The 17,760-nt window shown below is 44.7% G+C and carries 14 protein-coding genes; all 14 read left to right on the plus strand.

Annotation, left to right across the window (positions count from 1 at the left end; all coding sequences use genetic code 11):
* The first annotated feature begins 3 nt into the window (after nt 1-3).
* Nucleotides 4-1,278 (plus strand): RIP metalloprotease RseP, encoded by a 1,275-nt coding sequence (gene rseP / locus BLT53_RS05370; RefSeq protein ID WP_090233297.1) that lies wholly within the window; start codon nt 4-6, stop codon nt 1,276-1,278.
* A 21-nt stretch (nt 1,279-1,299) separates the two neighbouring features.
* Nucleotides 1,300-3,012 carry a proline--tRNA ligase gene (locus tag BLT53_RS05375; protein ID WP_090233298.1) on the plus strand — a complete coding sequence of 571 codons (1,713 nt, stop codon included), beginning with the start codon at nt 1,300-1,302 and terminating at the stop codon, nt 3,010-3,012.
* Nucleotides 3,013-3,091: 79 nt separating this feature from the next.
* Complete coding sequence (locus BLT53_RS05380; RefSeq protein ID WP_090233300.1) at nt 3,092-7,387, plus strand: PolC-type DNA polymerase III; 4,296 nt, start codon at nt 3,092-3,094, stop codon at nt 7,385-7,387.
* 163 nt (nt 7,388-7,550) lie between these two features.
* Nucleotides 7,551-8,024, plus strand: coding sequence for a ribosome maturation factor RimP (gene rimP, locus BLT53_RS05385; RefSeq protein WP_090233301.1), 474 nt, complete (start codon nt 7,551-7,553; stop codon nt 8,022-8,024).
* A 17-nt stretch (nt 8,025-8,041) separates the two neighbouring features.
* Nucleotides 8,042-9,139, plus strand: coding sequence for a transcription termination factor NusA (gene nusA, locus BLT53_RS05390; protein ID WP_090233302.1), 1,098 nt, complete (start codon nt 8,042-8,044; stop codon nt 9,137-9,139).
* A 21-nt stretch (nt 9,140-9,160) separates the two neighbouring features.
* A complete protein-coding gene (gene rnpM, locus BLT53_RS05395) occupies nt 9,161-9,418 on the plus strand; it encodes an RNase P modulator RnpM (protein ID WP_090233304.1) in 258 nt (85 codons plus the stop codon).
* A 4-nt stretch (nt 9,419-9,422) separates the two neighbouring features.
* Complete coding sequence (locus BLT53_RS05400) at nt 9,423-9,725, plus strand: YlxQ family RNA-binding protein (protein ID WP_090233305.1); 303 nt, start codon at nt 9,423-9,425, stop codon at nt 9,723-9,725.
* 19 nt (nt 9,726-9,744) lie between these two features.
* Nucleotides 9,745-11,985, plus strand: a complete 2,241-nt coding sequence (gene infB, locus BLT53_RS05405; RefSeq protein WP_090233308.1) for a translation initiation factor IF-2 — start codon at nt 9,745-9,747, stop codon at nt 11,983-11,985.
* Entirely contained in the window at nt 11,982-12,260 is a 279-nt protein-coding gene (locus BLT53_RS05410; protein WP_090233310.1) for a DUF503 domain-containing protein, read from the plus strand. Before infB ends, BLT53_RS05410 begins: the two co-directional genes overlap by 4 nt.
* Nucleotides 12,261-12,286: 26 nt before the next feature.
* The gene (gene rbfA, locus BLT53_RS05415) at nt 12,287-12,658 is read left to right on the plus strand and encodes a 30S ribosome-binding factor RbfA (RefSeq protein ID WP_090233312.1); all 372 of its coding nucleotides are present in this window, start codon (nt 12,287-12,289) and stop codon (nt 12,656-12,658) included.
* A 59-nt stretch (nt 12,659-12,717) separates the two neighbouring features.
* Nucleotides 12,718-13,641: a tRNA pseudouridine(55) synthase TruB gene (gene truB / locus BLT53_RS05420; protein WP_090233313.1), complete on the plus strand. Its 924-nt coding sequence runs from the start codon at nt 12,718-12,720 to the stop codon at nt 13,639-13,641.
* Nucleotides 13,642-13,665: 24 nt separating this feature from the next.
* A complete protein-coding gene (gene ribF / locus BLT53_RS05425) occupies nt 13,666-14,604 on the plus strand; it encodes a bifunctional riboflavin kinase/FAD synthetase (RefSeq protein WP_090233314.1) in 939 nt (312 codons plus the stop codon).
* Between the two features lie 136 nt (nt 14,605-14,740).
* Complete coding sequence (gene rpsO, locus BLT53_RS05430) at nt 14,741-15,010, plus strand: 30S ribosomal protein S15 (RefSeq protein WP_090233315.1); 270 nt, start codon at nt 14,741-14,743, stop codon at nt 15,008-15,010.
* Nucleotides 15,011-15,553: 543 nt separating this feature from the next.
* Nucleotides 15,554-17,674 (plus strand): polyribonucleotide nucleotidyltransferase, encoded by a 2,121-nt coding sequence (pnp, locus tag BLT53_RS05435; protein WP_090233317.1) that lies wholly within the window; start codon nt 15,554-15,556, stop codon nt 17,672-17,674.
* Nucleotides 17,675-17,760 lie beyond the last annotated feature (86 nt).

Below are 17,760 nucleotides of genomic sequence, written 5' to 3' on the forward strand. Positions count from 1 at the left end.
GTTATGAATACAGTCATTTCCATCGTAATTATTTTGGGTGCCCTTGTTTTCTTTCATGAACTTGGCCATTTGATGCTCGCCAAACGAGCCGGCATTTTGTGCCGGGAATTTGCCATCGGCTTCGGTCCAAAGCTCTTCGCATTTAAAAAGAGTGAGACAACATACACCGTTCGGCTACTGCCGCTGGGCGGGTTTGTAAGGATGGCCGGAGAGGATCCGGAAGGGATCGAACTGAAACCAGGTTACAGGGTAGGACTGATTTTTAACCCGGAAGGCAGCGTCCAAAAGATTATTGTCAATCATAAAGAAAAGTATGACATCCAAAAAGTCATTACTGTGGAAAACGCTGACCTGGAGCACCGTTTAGTGATTACCGGATATGAAAACGAAGAGGCAGAACGCCAAAGCTACAGCGTAGACCCGCAGGCCATGTATGTTGCCGATCATCAGGAAATGCAGATTGCGCCGTATAACAGGCAGTTTGGCTCAAAAACCCTCATGCAGCGTACCCTTGCCATTTTTGCAGGCCCGTTCATGAATGTGCTGCTGGCTTTCATCATATTAATGAGTTTTTCTTTGTTCCAGGGTATTCCTACAAAGGAAGCACGACTTGGTGATCTGGCACCCGGTGAAGCTGCGGTGAAATCAGGGCTGCAAAAAGGGGACAGGATTATTTCCGTAAATGGTGATAAAGTCAGCAATTGGGAAGAGCTTGTTTCCTTTATCCAGCAAAACCCTGGAGAAAAACTTGTGTTTGAAGTTGATCGGAACGGCAAAATTCTTACTAAAGAAGTAACACCGGGTGAACGGGAGATTAACAAAGGCACCAAAGAAGGATTTATTGGAGCCTATCCTTCCACAGAGTTTTCTTTGCTGGGCTCCGTGTCCTATGGAGCAAAGCAAACATGGTTCATGACAAAAATGATTTTTGTTGGACTTGGTGAGCTCATTACCGGGAAACACGGATTCGATCAGCTTTCAGGGCCTGTAGGAATTTACGAATACACAAACAAAGCGACAGAAGGCGGTATTCCAATGCTGATGCAATGGGCCGCTGTGCTGAGCATTAACCTGGCCATCTTTAACTTGCTGCCGCTTCCGGCACTTGATGGCGGACGGCTGTTGTTTTTACTGATTGAAGCGTTGCGGGGCAAACCGATTGATCCGCAAAAAGAAGGGCTTGTACATTTTATCGGTTTTGCATTTCTGATGCTCCTGATGCTCGTCGTAACATGGAATGACATTCATAAATTCTTTATAGACAAAATTGACCAATAAGTGATTAACTGAGGTGGAGAAATGAAGCAAAGCAGGTTGTTCGCACCAACATTAAGAGAAATTCCGGCTGACGCGGATGTCGTCAGCCACCAGCTTCTGCTCAGAGCAGGATTTATCCGGCAGAATGCAGCTGGTATTTATTCGTTTTTGCCGCTGGGGAAAAAGGTTCTTCACAAAGTAGAAGCGATTATTCGTGAAGAGATGGAAAACGCAGGATCCAACGAGATGACCATGCCTTCCCTCCAGCTTGCCGAACTGTGGCAGGAGTCAGGAAGATGGTATTCCTACGGACCGGAACTCATGCGTTTAAAGGACCGCCACGGCCGGGAGTTTGCACTCGGGCCAACTCATGAGGAGGTCATTACGAGTCTCGTTCGCGATGAAGTAAAATCATATAAAAAACTGCCTCTTAATCTATTCCAAATTCAAACGAAGTTCAGGGATGAAAAAAGACCTCGCTTTGGTCTTCTTAGAGGCCGGGAATTTATTATGAAGGATGCGTATTCCTTCCATTCCTCCCATGAGAGCCTTGATGTTACTTATGAAGATATGAAAGCAGCTTACAATAATATCTTTTCTCGCTGTGGTCTTAATTTCAGAGCGGTCCTGGCTGATTCCGGGGCAATCGGAGGAAAGGATAACCATGAGTTCATGGTTCTTTCCGAGATTGGTGAAGATTTAATTGCATATTCTTCAGAATCGGATTTTGCTGCCAACATTGAGATGGCTCCAGTGAACGTAATCTATGAAGCTTCCACTGAATCCAAAAAGAAAATGGAGAAAATCCATACGGCAGAAGCAAAAACCGTTGCAGAGATTTCTTCATTCCTTTCCATCGATGCCGCCAAAGTCATCAAGTCAGTTCTGTTTATTGCTGATGAAGAGCCGGTTTTAGTGCTTGTCCGCGGTGATCATGATGTAAATGAAATTAAAGTGAAGAACGTTCTCGGGGCAGCTTCTGCTGAACTGGCAACACCTGAAGAAACGGAAAAAGTGCTTTCCTGCAAACCTGGAAACATCGGACCTGTGTCTGTTCCGGAAAACGTGAAGATCATTGCTGACCATGCGGTGGAATACATGGTGAACGCTGTGGCTGGAGCAAATGAAGAAAACCATCATTATCAGCATGTGAACCCAGGCACCGATTTTGAGGTCTCGGTTTTTGCCGATCTCCGCTTTATTCAGGAGGGAGATGCATCTCCTGACGGCAAAGGGGTTATCCGCTTCGCCAAAGGAATTGAAGTCGGGCATGTGTTTAAACTCGGACAAGTTTACAGCAATCCATTGAATGCATCATTTCTCGATGAGAATGGAAAAAGCCAGACAATGACGATGGGCTGTTACGGAATCGGTGTTTCCCGCACGCTTGCTGCAGTTGCAGAAGAAAACAATGATGAAAGAGGCTTGATATGGCCTTTGTCTCTGGCACCTTTTGATGTGCACATTATTGCAGCCAACAGCAAAGACGAAATACAGGCAGATTTCAGTGAAAAGCTGTATGATAAACTTAAGGGTGCAGGTTATGATTGCTTATACGATGACCGCAAAGAACGCGCCGGTGTAAAGTTTGCCGATGCAGACCTGTTTGGGATTCCGGTCCGTGTAACGGTTGGGAAAAAAGCAGCTGAAGGCATTGTGGAATTAAAAGTAAGAAAAACTGGTGAAATGAATGAAATCCATGTTACAGAATTAATTGAGGCGATTAAAAGCCAAAGAGAATTATTAGCGCGCTAGCATCCAGGGGATGACTTATGAGCCTGACCTTCAGGCTCACTAACCCAAGTCATCCCTTTATTTATGGAAGGAGGGCATCATGAACAGTGACGACCAGGTAAGAAAAGAGCGGTTTCTCTTATTGCTCGACCAGATCGGAATACCCGATGAGCTGCGCCCGCATCTGGGTGATGGCCGCGTTCAGAAACTGGCGATCGATAAAAATAACAGAAGCTGGCATTTTTATTTTTCCCTGCCGAAACCAATGCCTGCCAATGTGTATACCTTTTTTCAGGCGAGAATTACACAGGCATTTGAACATATAGCAAAAGTCACATTCTCTGTTCAGTGTGAGAGCAGGGAATGCGAGGAAGAATTACTCGGAGAGTATTGGAGCATATGCTGTGAACAGCTAAAAGGAACGGCGAGCTCACTTGTGTCCGGATTGATGGGACAGGTTCCTGTGGTAACCGGAAATAAAATCAAAGTCACCGTTCGGAATGAAGCCGAAGGGCTCTTGATCAAACGTAAATTATCTTCGACAATGACGGAGGTCTACCGTTCGTTTGGCATGGATTCGGTCTCACTTGAAATAGAAGTCAAACACAGTGAGGAAGAGTTTCAGAAATTTGTGGAGCAGAAAAAGCAAGAAGATGCGGATAAAGTGCTCGCTGCATTGATCGAAAAAGAAAAAGCAGACAAGCGGGAAGCAGCTGCTGTGCCTTCTGAAGTTACAATAGGTTACAAGATTCCGGATGAACCCGTTGCGATTGAAACCATACAGGACGAGGAACGCAGAGTAACGCTTCAGGGATATGTATTTGATGCGGAAACAAGAGAACTCAGGAGCGGAAGAACGCTGCTGACCTTTAAAATTACCGATTATACAGATTCCATTATGGTTAAAATCTTCTCGCGCGACAAGGAAGATGTACCGATCCTGAACGCCGTGAAAAAAGGCATCTGGGTCAAAGTACGGGGTGGTATACAAAACGATACCTTCGTTCGTGACCTTGTCATGATTGCGAATGATATTAATCAAATTACTCCTGAAACAAGAAAAGACCTTGCCGAAGAAGGAAAGAAAAGGGTGGAACTTCACCTGCATACTCCGATGAGCCAGATGGACGCCGTTTCCTCAGCTTCCAGCCTGATCAGTCAGGCCAGCAAATGGGGCCATCCTGCTGTAGCCGTGACCGACCATGCGGGCGTCCAGTCTTTCCCGGAAGCCTATTCTGCAGGGAAAAAGAATGGTATAAAAGTTTTGTATGGCGTGGAGGCCAATCTGGTGGATGACGGAGTTCCCATCGCTTATAACGAACAGCACAGGAAGCTCTCGGATGACACCTACATTGTATTTGACGTGGAAACAACGGGGTTGTCCGCGGTGTACAACAAAATCATCGAGCTTGCCGCGGTAAAAGTGCACAACGGTGAAATCATCGACAAATTTGAACGGTTTGCCAATCCGCATGAACCTCTTTCGGATACAACGATCAATCTTACCGGCATCACCGATGATATGGTACAAGATGCTCCTGAAATAGAGGACGTTTTGCGGGATTTTGAAAAATTTATGGGAGACGACATTCTTGTTGCCCATAACGCCAGTTTTGACATGGGATTCTTGAATGAAGGATTCCGCAAAATCGGGAGAGGTGCTGCCCAAAACCCGGTGATTGACACGCTTGAGCTTGCCCGTTTTCTCCTTCCGGAACTGAAAAACCACAGATTGAACACGCTCTGTAAAAAGTTTGATATCGAGCTGACCCAGCACCACCGGGCAATCTATGATGCGGAAGCGACAGGCTACCTGCTTTGGAAACTATTAAAACAAGCGTTCGAGAAGGAAATAGAATTTCATGACCAGCTAAACGAAAACATGGGCCAGGGTGGATATATGAGAAGCCGTCCTTCCCATTGCATACTGTTTGCCCAAACACAGCAAGGATTGAAAAATCTGTACAAATTGGTATCAGAATCGCAATTGGACTATTTTTACAGAACACCGAGAATCCCGCGTTCAAGGCTTTCCAAGCACCGTGAAGGTTTGCTGATCGGGTCCGGATGCGATAAAGGCGAAGTATTTGAGGGAATGATGCAAAAAGCGCCGGCGGAAGTGGAAGAAATCGCGAAATTTTATGATTATCTTGAAATCCAGCCGCCATCAAACTACTATCATCTGATTGAAAAAGAACTGATACAGGATGAAATGGCGCTTCGTGAAATCATTGCCAACATCGTAAAGCTCGGTGAAAAACTGGGCAAGCCGGTTGTAGCAACGGGAAATGTGCATTACCTGGATCCAAACGACGGCATCTATCGCAAGATTTTGATTTCAAGCCAGGGCGGAGCCAATCCATTGAACCGACAGACGCTTCCGGATGTTTACTTCCGTACCACTGATGAAATGCAGGAATGCTTTTCATTCCTGGGCGAAGAAAAGGCAAGGGAAGTGGTGGTCGATAATACCCAAAAGGTCGCAGACATGATCGAGGAGATCAAACCGATACCGGATGATCTGTTTACTCCGAAAATTCCGGGAGCGGAAGATGATATACGTAATATGAGTTATTCCATGGCCCGCAGCATTTATGGGGAAAACCTTCCCGATATCGTTGAAAAGAGGTTGGAAAAAGAACTGAACAGCATAATCGGACATGGATTTGCTGTTATCTACCTGATTTCGCATAAGCTTGTTAAAAAGTCTCTGGTGGATGGCTACCTGGTAGGTTCACGGGGATCAGTCGGATCTTCCTTTGTTGCCACCATGACGGAGATTACTGAAGTTAACCCTCTTCCTCCGCATTATGTGTGTCCAGAATGCAAAGAATCTATCTTCTTTGATGATGGGTCCGTTGGTTCCGGGTTTGACCTTCCGGATAAAGAGTGCGCGAATTGTCATGTGCTCTATAAAAAGGATGGCCAGGATATTCCGTTTGAAACGTTCCTTGGCTTTAAAGGAGACAAGGTACCCGATATTGACCTTAACTTCTCGGGTGAATATCAGCCGCGTGCCCATAATTACACAAAAGAACTGTTTGGTGAAGATTATGTCTACCGTGCAGGAACAATAGGAACTGTTGCGGAGAAAACGGCGTATGGCTATGTTAAAGGGTATGCCTCAGACCATAACCTGACCTTCCGCTCTGCCGAGGTTGACCGGCTTGTATCGGGCTGTACCGGTGTGAAACGGACCACAGGACAGCATCCTGGCGGCATCATCGTTGTTCCGGATTACATGGATATTTACGATTTCTGTCCTATTCAGTTTCCTGCCGATGATAAAAATTCCGAATGGAAAACGACACATTTTGATTTCCATTCCATCCATGACAACCTTTTGAAACTCGATATTCTCGGGCACGATGATCCAACCGTGATCCGTATGCTGCAAGATTTGAGCGGCATTGATCCAAAAACGATTCCGGCTTCAGACCAGGAAGTTATGAAAATCTTTTCCGGTCCTGAAGTGCTAGGGGTGACCGAAGACCAGGTCATGTGTAAAACGGGTACACTCGGCATTCCGGAATTTGGAACGAAGTTTGTCCGGCAGATGCTTGAGGAAACCAAGCCAAGCACCTTCTCCGAGCTTGTGCAGATTTCCGGTCTTTCCCACGGGACAGACGTATGGCTGAACAATGCCAATGAGCTGATCGCTGATGGAACATGTGAGCTGAAAGACGTGATTGGCTGCCGTGACGATATCATGGTTTATCTGATTTATAAAGGCCTTGAACCGTCCCTTGCCTTCAAAATCATGGAAAGCGTGCGTAAGGGTAAAGGACTGATCCCTGAATGGGTGGAAGAAATGAAAAAGAACGACGTGCCGGACTGGTATATCGGGTCATGCTTGAAGATCAAGTACATGTTCCCAAAAGCCCATGCTGCTGCCTATGTGTTGATGGCGGTCCGCATCGCCTACTTCAAGGTGCATTATCCAATTCTTTTTTACGCAGCATACTTTACCGTCCGTGCTGATGATTTTGATATTACAGCAATGGTAAAGGGATCTGCCGCCATTCGTTCCAAGATTGAAGAAATATCAGGCAAAGGGCTGGATGCCTCCACTAAGGAGAAGAACCTGCAAACGGTACTGGAGCTTGCTCTTGAAATGTGCGAACGCGGTTTTTCATTTGGCAAGGTAGACCTCTACCGATCAAGCGCCACTGAGTTTTTGGTGGAAGGCAACCAGTTGATCCCGCCTTTCAATTCCATTGCGGGGCTTGGCACGAATGCTGCCATTAATATTGTGAAGGCACGTGAGGAAGGAGAGTTCCTTTCAAAAGAGGACCTTCAGCAGCGTGCACGCCTGTCAAAGACCATCATCGATTATCTGGATGAGCAAGGCTGTCTTACCGGGATGCCTGAAGCCAATCAGCTCTCCCTTTTCTAAAGGCTGAAGGGGACAGACAGACAGCTGGCAAGTTGCATAAAGCCAAAGATTATGATATAGTAATTTTGGAAATACTTATGAATACCTTTCGGGAAAAGAGTGGGGAAACCCACTCTTTCGTTTCGTTTTGGCAAAGGATTTTTTGGTTGAAGGGAGGATGTTTATGAGCAAGAATATCACGGAAACTACCGAAGAGATCGTGACCCCGATTTTGGAAGAATTAAATCTTGAGCTGGTAGATATCGAGTTTGTAAAAGAAGGGAAAAACTGGTTCCTTCGCGTATTTATTGATAATGAAACAGGTGTAGACATTGAAGATTGCGGAACGGTAAGTGAACGCCTCAGTGAAAGGTTGGATGCAATCGATCCGATTGAACAGGCATACTTTCTTGAAGTATCTTCACCCGGTGTTGAACGCCCATTGAAAAAACCGGAGGACATGGCTAAGGCCGTAGGAAAAAATGTCCACATCAAAATGTATGAACAGATTGATGGTTCAAAAGAATTTGAAGGCAAACTGCTGGAATTCGATGGTGAAACGGTCAAACTGCAAATTAAAGTGAAAACACGAAGTACGGAAGTGGAACTGCCATACAACAAGATAGCAAGTGCCAGACTTGCGGTTGTGTTCAATTAACAAAGGGGAGAAGATGGATGAGTAGCGAGCTATTAGATGCACTTACTTTTTTGGAGAAAGAAAAAGGAATCAGCAAAGATATTTTAATTGAAGCGATTGAAGCCGCTTTGATTTCTGCGTACAAACGGAATTTCCACCAGGCACAGAATGTGAGAGTGGATTTTAATACAACAACAGGAAGCATCAAAGTATTTGCCCGCAAAAACGTTGTAGAAGAAGTAACCGACCCGAGGCAGGAGCTTTCACTTGAGGAAGCACACAAGATTAACCCGCAATATGAATTGGATGATGTTGTGGAACTGGAGGTAACTCCACGTGATTTCGGCCGTATTGCGGCCCAAACCGCAAAACAGGTTGTGACTCAAAGGGTAAGGGAAGCGGAACGCGGCATTATTTTTTCCGAGTTTATCGATCGCGAGGAAGATATCATTACAGGTGTGGTACAGCGTCAGGACCATCGTTACATCTATGTGAACCTTGGACGTGTTGAAGCCTTGCTTCCTGCTGCTGAACAAATGCCTGGTGAGAAATATACAACAAACGACCGTATTAAAGTTTTCATTACCAAGGTTGAAAAAACAACGAAGGGCCCACAAATTCTTGTATCAAGAACACACCCTGGTTTATTAAAGCGCCTATTCGAACTCGAAGTGCCGGAAATCTATGATGGTACCGTTGAGGTAAAATCGATTGCCAGAGAAGCGGGAGACCGTTCCAAGATTGCCGTACATGCAGCAGACCCGGAAGTGGATCCAGTAGGATCTTGTGTCGGTCAAAAAGGCGGACGCGTCCAAACGATCGTTAACGAGCTCAATGGCGAAAAAATTGATATTGTCCGGTGGTCTGAAGACCCGGTTGTGTATGTAGCAAACGCGCTCAGCCCAGCCAAGGTGCTTGAGGTGCTTGTGAATGAAGAAGAAAAAATGACGACCGTTATCGTTCCCGATTACCAGCTTTCCCTTGCTATCGGGAAACGAGGGCAGAATGCAAGACTTGCAGCTAAACTAACTGGCTGGAAAATTGATATTAAAAGTCAGTCCGATGCAGAAGAATCCGGACTTTATAATGGTGAAGCTGCACAAGAAGAGTTTGAACCTACTGAAGAAGAACTGTAAAGATACATGGGGGTGAGCCGGATGAAAACACGGAAAATTCCGATGAGGAAATGTGTAGCCTGCCAGGAAATGAAAGAAAAAAAGCAATTGATCCGGATTGTCCGCTCTCCTGAAGGCGAAGTTTTCGTTGACCCAACGGGGAAAAAATCAGGAAGAGGCGCATATCTGTGCAATCAGGCGTCCTGCTTTGCCCTGGCGAAGAAAAAAGGCAGCCTCAACAATCAACTGAAAGCCCAGGTTCCGGATGAAGTGTTTGCTGAACTGGAAAAGGGAGTATAACCTATTGAATATATCACCATGGGCTTCATTGCTTGGATTGGCCAACAGGGCAGGGAAATGCATCTCAGGGGAAGAGCTTGTTGTTAAAGCGGTACAGAAGCAACAGGCGAAATGCGTTCTTCTCTCCCAGGATGCATCGGACAATACGAAGAAAAAAATAACAGATAAATGCTCGTTTTACCGGGTAGAGGTAAAATGGATAGAGAACCGCTATTCTCTTGGTAATGCGATTGGTAAGGACCAGCGCGTGGTTGTTGCCGTAACCGATCAAGGATTTGCAAAAAAGTTAACAGCTTTACTTGATTAAATCATTCGGGGGTGAACATATGAGTAAGATGCGTGTATATGAATATGCGAAAAAACAAAATGTTCAAAGCAAGGATATCATTGATAAACTGAAAAACATGAATGTGGATGTATCCAATCATATGTCGATGATCGATGAAGAAGCGATCCGAAAATTAAATGATGCCTATCAACCCAAAAATAAGAAAACAGAGGAGAAACATAAAATAGAACATAAAAAGAACCCATCCAATGTAAACAAAGTCGAAAATAGAAATGAGAGTAAAAAAGAGAACACTATGAAAATTAAAAAAGACGAAGCACCCAAGAAGAATAATGGCAGCAATAACTCAAAACCGGGTCAAAAAAATAACAGCGGTCAGCAAAACGCTAAACCCGGCCAAAAAGGCGGAAACCGACCGGGGAACAGAAACAACAACAGCAATCATAATAATAAAAACCGAAACAACAAAAACAACAACAGAGGTAAAATTGCTCCCGCTCCTCAGCCGAAGCCGACTCCGGTAACACCTGATAAGATTACTTTTTCCGAATCGCTTACTGTAAGTGAATTGGCGAAGAAACTGGTAAAAGAACCATCTGAAATTATTAAAAAATTGATGACTCTTGGTGTTATGGCAACAATCAACCAAGAGCTTGATAAAGAAACCATTGAGCTCATTGCGGCAGATTACAATGTAGAAGTCGAAGAAGAAATCATCATCGACGTAACGGAATTTGAGAATTACGAAAATAACGATAAAGAAGAGGATCTTACTATTCGTCCACCGGTGGTTACGATCATGGGCCACGTTGACCATGGGAAAACGACCTTGCTGGACTCCATACGAAACACAAAAGTAACCGCAAGTGAAGCAGGCGGGATTACTCAGCATATCGGTGCGTACCAGATCGAAGACAAAGGCAAGAAAATTACGTTCCTCGATACTCCGGGGCATGCTGCGTTTACAACAATGCGTGCCAGAGGAGCACAAGTAACGGATATCACAATTCTTGTGGTTGCCGCCGATGATGGTGTTATGCCGCAAACCGTTGAGGCCATTAACCATGCTAAAGCTGCAGAAGTGCCTATTATTGTTGCCGTAAACAAAATGGATAAGGAAGCAGCCAATCCTGACCGGGTTATGCAGGAACTGACCGAGCATGCCCTGATTCCGGAAGACTGGGGCGGCGATACCATTTTTGTTAATGTATCTGCGATTAAAGGGGAAGGAATCGACGACTTAATCGAAATGATTCAGTTGGTGGCGGAAGTCGAAGAACTGAAAGCCAATCCAAACCGTGCAGCACAGGGTACGGTTATTGAGGCACAGCTTGATAAAGGCCGTGGATCAGTAGCTACGCTTCTCGTTCAAAACGGAACATTGAATGTCGGGGATCCGATTGTTGTCGGAAATACTTTCGGACGTGTTCGTGCCATGGTCAACGATATCGGACGACGTGTAAAAGTAGCAGGTCCATCTACTCCAGTTGAGATAACTGGATTAAATGATGTACCTCAGGCGGGCGATCAATTCATGGTATTTACCGATGAAAAGAAAGCACGCCAAATCGGTGAAGCACGCTCGAAAAAACAATTGGAAGCCCAACGTAAGGAATCTTCCAAATTGAATCTTGAAGATCTGTTCAATCAGATCAAAGAAGGCGATATCAAAGAAATCAATGTAATTATTAAAGCAGATGTTCAAGGCTCCGCCGAGGCGCTGGCCGGTTCCCTTCAAAAAATTGATGTGGAAGGCGTCAAGGTAAAGATCATTCATACGGGAGTAGGAGCGATAACTGAATCGGATATTATTCTTGCTTCTGCATCCAATGCGATTATTATCGGATTTAACGTACGCCCTGACAACAATGCTAAACGTACAGCAGAGGCTGAAAAAGTGGATGTACGTCTGCACAGAATCATTTATAACGTGATTGAAGAAATTGAGTCAGCGATGAAAGGTATGCTTGACCCAGAGTTCGAAGAGAAGGTTATTGGACAGGTGGAAATCCGTACAACGTTTAAAGTATCAAAAGTCGGTACCATTGCCGGCTGTTATGTAACGGATGGTAAAGTTACCCGTGATTCTACCGTTCGCCTGATCCGAGATGGCGTTGTTATCTATGAAGGGAAAATTGATGCCCTCAAACGTTTTAAAGATGATGCAAAAGAAGTTAGTGCAGGCTACGAATGTGGTATAACATTAGAAAAGTTCAATGACATTAAAGAAGGAGATGTCATCGAAGCGTACATCATGGAAGAAATTAAACGGCCATGATTGGTTTCCTGACTGTGGAATGCTTCATTTATGAGTCCCATTCCCTGAAGGATAAACGCTCCGTTGTGAAAAAGGTCGTTACCCGGATAAGACAGCAATTTAATCTTGCTGTCTCCGAGACCGACTTTCATGATTTATGGCAGAGAACAGAACTTGGAATTGTAACCATTTCAAAGGACAAACTAATCGTGGAACAGGAACTTCAAAGGGCTATAAAATTGATCAGCAGTATTCCTGAGCTCGAAGTTACGTCTTCGGTTATCGAATGGTTATAATGGCTAGATAGAAACGGGGTGTAAGAATGAGTGAGATCCGATCCAACCGCATTGGAGAACAAATGAAAAAAGAACTGGGAGATATCATCGGCCGAAAGCTGAAAGATCCCCGCATAGGGTTTGTGACCGTTACCGGTGTCGAGGTGACGGGTGACCTGCAGCAGGCGACTGTATTTATTTCTGTTTTTGGTGATGATGAACAAAAGGAACAGACGCTGCGGGGTCTGGCCAAGGCTTCTGGTTTTATCCGAACTGAAATCGGCAAGCGAATCCGGTTGCGCAAAACGCCGGAAATTTCTTTTAAATTCGATGAATCCATCGAATATGGAAGCCGAATTGAGACATTGCTGACCGATATCAAAAGTTCGGATGAAGATAGTGATTACAATAAGAGATAGGCAGGCCTTGGTTTGTCTGTCTCTTCTTTTTTGATGTATAAAAAGGTGGGTACCAACAAATGGCAGGAATACAGCCAGAAGGCATTTTGCCTTTATTAAAACCGGCGGGAATGACATCCCATGACTGCGTGGCAAAGTTAAGAAAAATGCTGAAAACGAAAAAAGTGGGACATACGGGCACGCTCGATCCCGAAGTGACGGGCGTGCTTCCCGTCTGTGTCGGAAGAGCAACAAAAATTGCACAGTATATGTCCGACTATCCAAAATCCTATCAGGCGGAAGCCATGATCGGAAAAGCGACAACCACAGAGGATGCCCATGGCGATGTGGTGGAAGACAAGCCTGTCCCTGAGGGGGTGTCAGCTGAAGCTGTTAAAGATGCGCTGGTCTCACTGACAGGAAGAATCATGCAGGTTCCACCCATGTTTTCGGCTGTCAAAGTGAATGGTAAAAAGCTGTACCAATATGCAAGAGAGGGAATTGAAGTGGAAAGGCCGGCAAGGGAAACGACGATTTACGAGTTAAATCTTCTTTCAGAGGATGCATACTTTTTTGGCCCCTATCCCGTTTTCCCTTTCTTTGTCAGCTGCAGCAAAGGAACCTATGTAAGGACACTGGCGGTGGACATTGGGAAAAAACTGGGATATCCCGCCCACATGTCTCACTTGGTCCGCACCAGCTCAGGACCTTTTGATATGGGGGACTGCTTTACATTTGAACAGATTGAGCAGGCCATTCAGGATGGCAATACGAACGACCTTTTTCTTCCCATTGAAAAAGCCATTGCACATTTTGACGCGATCACCTGTGATGAGGAGATGGAAGTGCGCATAAAGAATGGTGCCGTTCTCCCTATGGTATCTGAGGTGCAAAGCACACCGTTTGCCGTTTATAATAAACATGGAAAATGTATCGCTCTTTATAAACAACATCCGGAGAAACCAGGTATGATGAAACCGGAAAAAATTTTAGCCGTTGAGTAACACACAGAGTTAGAAGGTGGAGTTTTGAAAACAATAACGCTTACACATCCGCATCAATTCAATAAGTATGACCTTCCCCCAACCGTCATGGCCCTGGGGTATTTTGACGGCTTGCATCTTGGGCACCAGAAGGTAATTGGGACGGCAGCCGCCATTGCCCGGCAGGGAAATATGGCATCGGCAGTGATGTCCTTTCATCCGCATCCATCTGTGGTGCTTGGAAAAAAGGAAGCCCATGTCTCATATTTGACGCCAATTGAAAAGAAAAAGGAACTTTTGCATGAGCTCGGGATTGATATCTTCTATCTTGTAGAGTTTAATGAAGAGTTTGCCTCTCTCTCACCCATGAGGTTTATTGAGGAATATCTTATTGGTCTTCATGTACAGCATGTTGTTGCAGGATTTGACTATACGTTCGGTAAATTTGGCAAAGGAAACATGGCCATGATGGAGGAAAGTGCCGGGGGTGCATTTTTTCAAACGGTGATTGAAAAGTTGGAGAAAAATGGACAGAAAATCAGTTCTACGCTTATTCGTAACTTGCTGAAGGATGGAAACATTGACGACATTCCCGAATATCTAGGAAGGCCGTACAGCATTTCCGGTAAGGTGGTACACGGGGAGAGCAGAGGAACCTCCATTGGCTTTCCAACGGCCAATATTGATCCTCTTCCTGATTATTTAATACCCTCCAACGGAGTTTACATTGTACAGGCTGAAGTGGATGGTCGCCTATTGAATGGAGTAGCCAACATCGGCACCAAACCGACCTTTCATGAAAAGCGGGAGGCGTCAATCGAAGTGCATCTTTTTGATTTTTCCTCTAATATCTACGGTAAGGATGTGGAAGTATACTGGCTCTCCAGAATCAGGGACGAGAAAAAGTTTGAATCCGTGGATGCCCTTATCGAACAAATTGGCGCAGACAAACAGGCAGGCATAAATTATTTTTATGAAAAGTAGGCTTGCTCTTGCATTATTCTTAAAAAAGAGGTAATCTATTACCTGTACGTCAAGTACAAACAACCGCTGCTTGGCAGGACGATTCACCGACGCTTGCTCGGTAGACGGGGTTTATATTTTAAAGGAGGTGAACAGGATGGCAATTTCTCAAGAACGTAAAAATGAACTGATCAGCGAGTTCAAAACTCATGATCTTGATACTGGATCTCCAGAAGTTCAGATCGCTATCCTTACAGAGCAGATTAACACTCTTAATGACCATTTGCGTACTCATAAAAAAGATCACCACTCACGTCGTGGCCTTTTGAAAATGGTAGGTAAGCGCCGTAACTTGCTAACGTATCTTCGTAACAAAGATATTACACGTTATCGTGAGCTTATCAATAAGCTTGGATTGCGTCGTTAATCGGAAAAGCGGGAATAAATTCCCGCTTTTTTTCTGTAAAAAAAACTTTATGCTTTTTAATTAAAGTGGCATGGAGAAATTTCCGCAATATGCCTACATTGGCTGCCTTGATTGTATGGAAGGTGCGAGATCATCGAAAATGAACTTTACATTTTCTTCGTGAGATATTAAGCTGCCGAAGCTTTCCTTGTCCTGCGGGTAGCGTGACAGGTGAGACCACAAAAGTGCTTGCCCCGAGGTAGTAGCCGTTTACGCCGGTAAAAGTGAGCGGCCTGAAATGAAATCAACCGCTCTCACAGATGCAACAACGTATGGCGAAAGCAATACTTTTAAAAAAGCTTAGTGCTTTTTATTTGCAAAAAAAGCTTAGTGCTTTTTATTTATAAAAAAAGCTTAGCTTTTTATTTATAAAAAAAAGCTTACATAGCAGATTAACTGTATACTTAAAAGAGCTGGCCTAGTTTTTCTTTTTAGGAACGTTCAGTTTAGGATATAATAGTGACATAAATATTTCGTTTATTGTCGAGAGGAGTACCAATAGAAATGGAACAAGAGAAACGTATTTTTTCTATGGACTGGGCAGGCAGAGAACTGTCTTTTGAAATTGGAAATCTTGCAAAGCAAGCGAACGGAGCTGTATTTGTCAGATATGGTGATACTGCCGTTCTTTCTACAGCTGTGGCTTCAAAGGAGCCAAAGAACTTAAGCTTTTTCCCGCTTACAGTAAACTACGAAGAGCGTCTGTACGCGGTTGGTAAAATTCCTGGCGGATTTATCAAGAGGGAAGGCCGCCCGAGCGAGAAAGCCATTCTCGCCAGCCGTCTGATTGACCGTCCAATCCGTCCGCTTTTTGCTGATGGCTTCCGAAATGAAGTTCAGGTGGTCAGCACAGTGATGAGTGTAGACCAGGATTGTTCTTCAGAAATGGCTGCGATGATTGGATCATCTCTTTCATTGTCCATTTCAAACATCCCGTTTGAAGGGCCGATTGCCGGGGTCACTATTGGCCGTATCGATGGCGAATTTATCGTGAATCCAACGGTTGAACAGAACGAGAAAAGCGACATTAATCTTATTGTAGCAGGCACAAAGGATGCCATTAATATGGTAGAGGCTGGAGCCAAGGAAGTTCCTGAAGAAGTCATGCTAGAAGCGATCATGTTCGCCCACGAGGAAATCAAGAAATTGATTGCCTTCCAGGAAAAGATCGTAGAAGAGCTCGGAAAGGAAAAAATGGAAGTCGTGCTGCACGAAGTTGATCAAGAGCTTGTGGAGGAAGTGCGCAGCTTTATCGGTTCCGATTTGGCAGCGGCTGTTTCTGTTTTTGATAAGCAGGAACGACAGAGTGCGCTTGATGAGTTAAAAGAACGAGTGGTTGCTCATTATGAAGAAACCGATGAAGAAAAGGTGGATGAAGCCAAAGAAGTGCTTCAGCTTCTGATCAAAGGTGAAGTTAGACGACTTATTCTAAAGGAAAAAGTTCGTCCGGATGGAAGAAAGATCAATGAGATCCGCCCACTCTCCTCTGATGTCAGCCTTCTGGCCCGTACGCATGGATCCGGGCTGTTTACACGCGGCCAAACTCAAGCATTGAGCGTTTGTACGCTTGGAGCATTGGGAGATGTACAGGTTCTTGACGGTTTGGGTGTGGAAGAATCCAAGCGCTTCATGCATCAATATAACTTCCCTCCATTCAGTGTTGGCGAAACCGGCTTTATGAGAGGACCGGGACGCCGTGAAATCGGACATGGTGCGCTCGGGGAACGTGCTCTTGAAGCCGTCATCCCGTCTGAAGAAAGCTTCCCTTACACCATCCGACTTGTGTCTGAAGTTCTTGAATCCAACGGTTCCACCTCTCAGGCGAGCATTTGCGCAAGTACACTTGCTATGATGGATGCAGGTGTTCCCATTAAAGCTCCTGTAGCAGGTATTGCGATGGGCTTAGTAAGCGACGGTGAAGATGTAACGGTTCTTACCGATATCCAGGGAATGGAAGACCATTTGGGAGATATGGACTTTAAAGTTGCCGGTACTGAAAAAGGTGTTACAGCATTACAGATGGATATTAAAATCTCCGGGATCAATCGTGAGATCTTGGAACAGGCTCTGACTCAGGCAAAAGAAGGGCGAATGCACATCCTTTCCTCGATGCTTGACACACTGTCTGAACCAAGAAAACAACTGTCTACTTATGCTCCAAAAATTATAACAATGAAAATCAATCCGGATAAAATCAGAGACGTTATTGGGCCAAGCGGAAAAGTCATCAATAAGATTATTGAAGAAACCGGCGTGAAAATTGACATCGAGCAGGACGGCACTGTATTTATCGCATCCGCCGACCAGGCGATGAACGAAAAAGCGCAAAAAATTATTGCTGATCTTGTTCGTGAAGTGCAAGTGGGCGAGTACTATGATGGTAAAGTGAAACGCATTGAAAAGTTTGGTGCTTTCGTTGAACTCTTCGCTGGAAAAGACGGGCTTGTTCACATTTCTGAAATTGCCGAGGAGCGAATCGGCAAAGTGGAGGATGTACTTAAACTTGGAGATATCATTCGCGTCAAGGTTACCGAGATTGACAACCAGGGACGTGTAAATCTTTCAAGAAAGGTTGTTTTGAAAGAAGAAAAGAAAGAACAGGAACAAAAGAATAGCGAACAATAATCAAAACCGGTTTTGGACTGTAACCCCTATTCCAATAATAGGGGTGCCGTTCATTACAACGGTTTTTTTGTTTGTGATAAAGTTTG

The sequence above is a fragment of the Fictibacillus solisalsi genome (genome assembly GCF_900103485.1).
Classification (GTDB): domain Bacteria; phylum Bacillota; class Bacilli; order Bacillales; family Fictibacillaceae; genus Fictibacillus_C; species Fictibacillus_C solisalsi.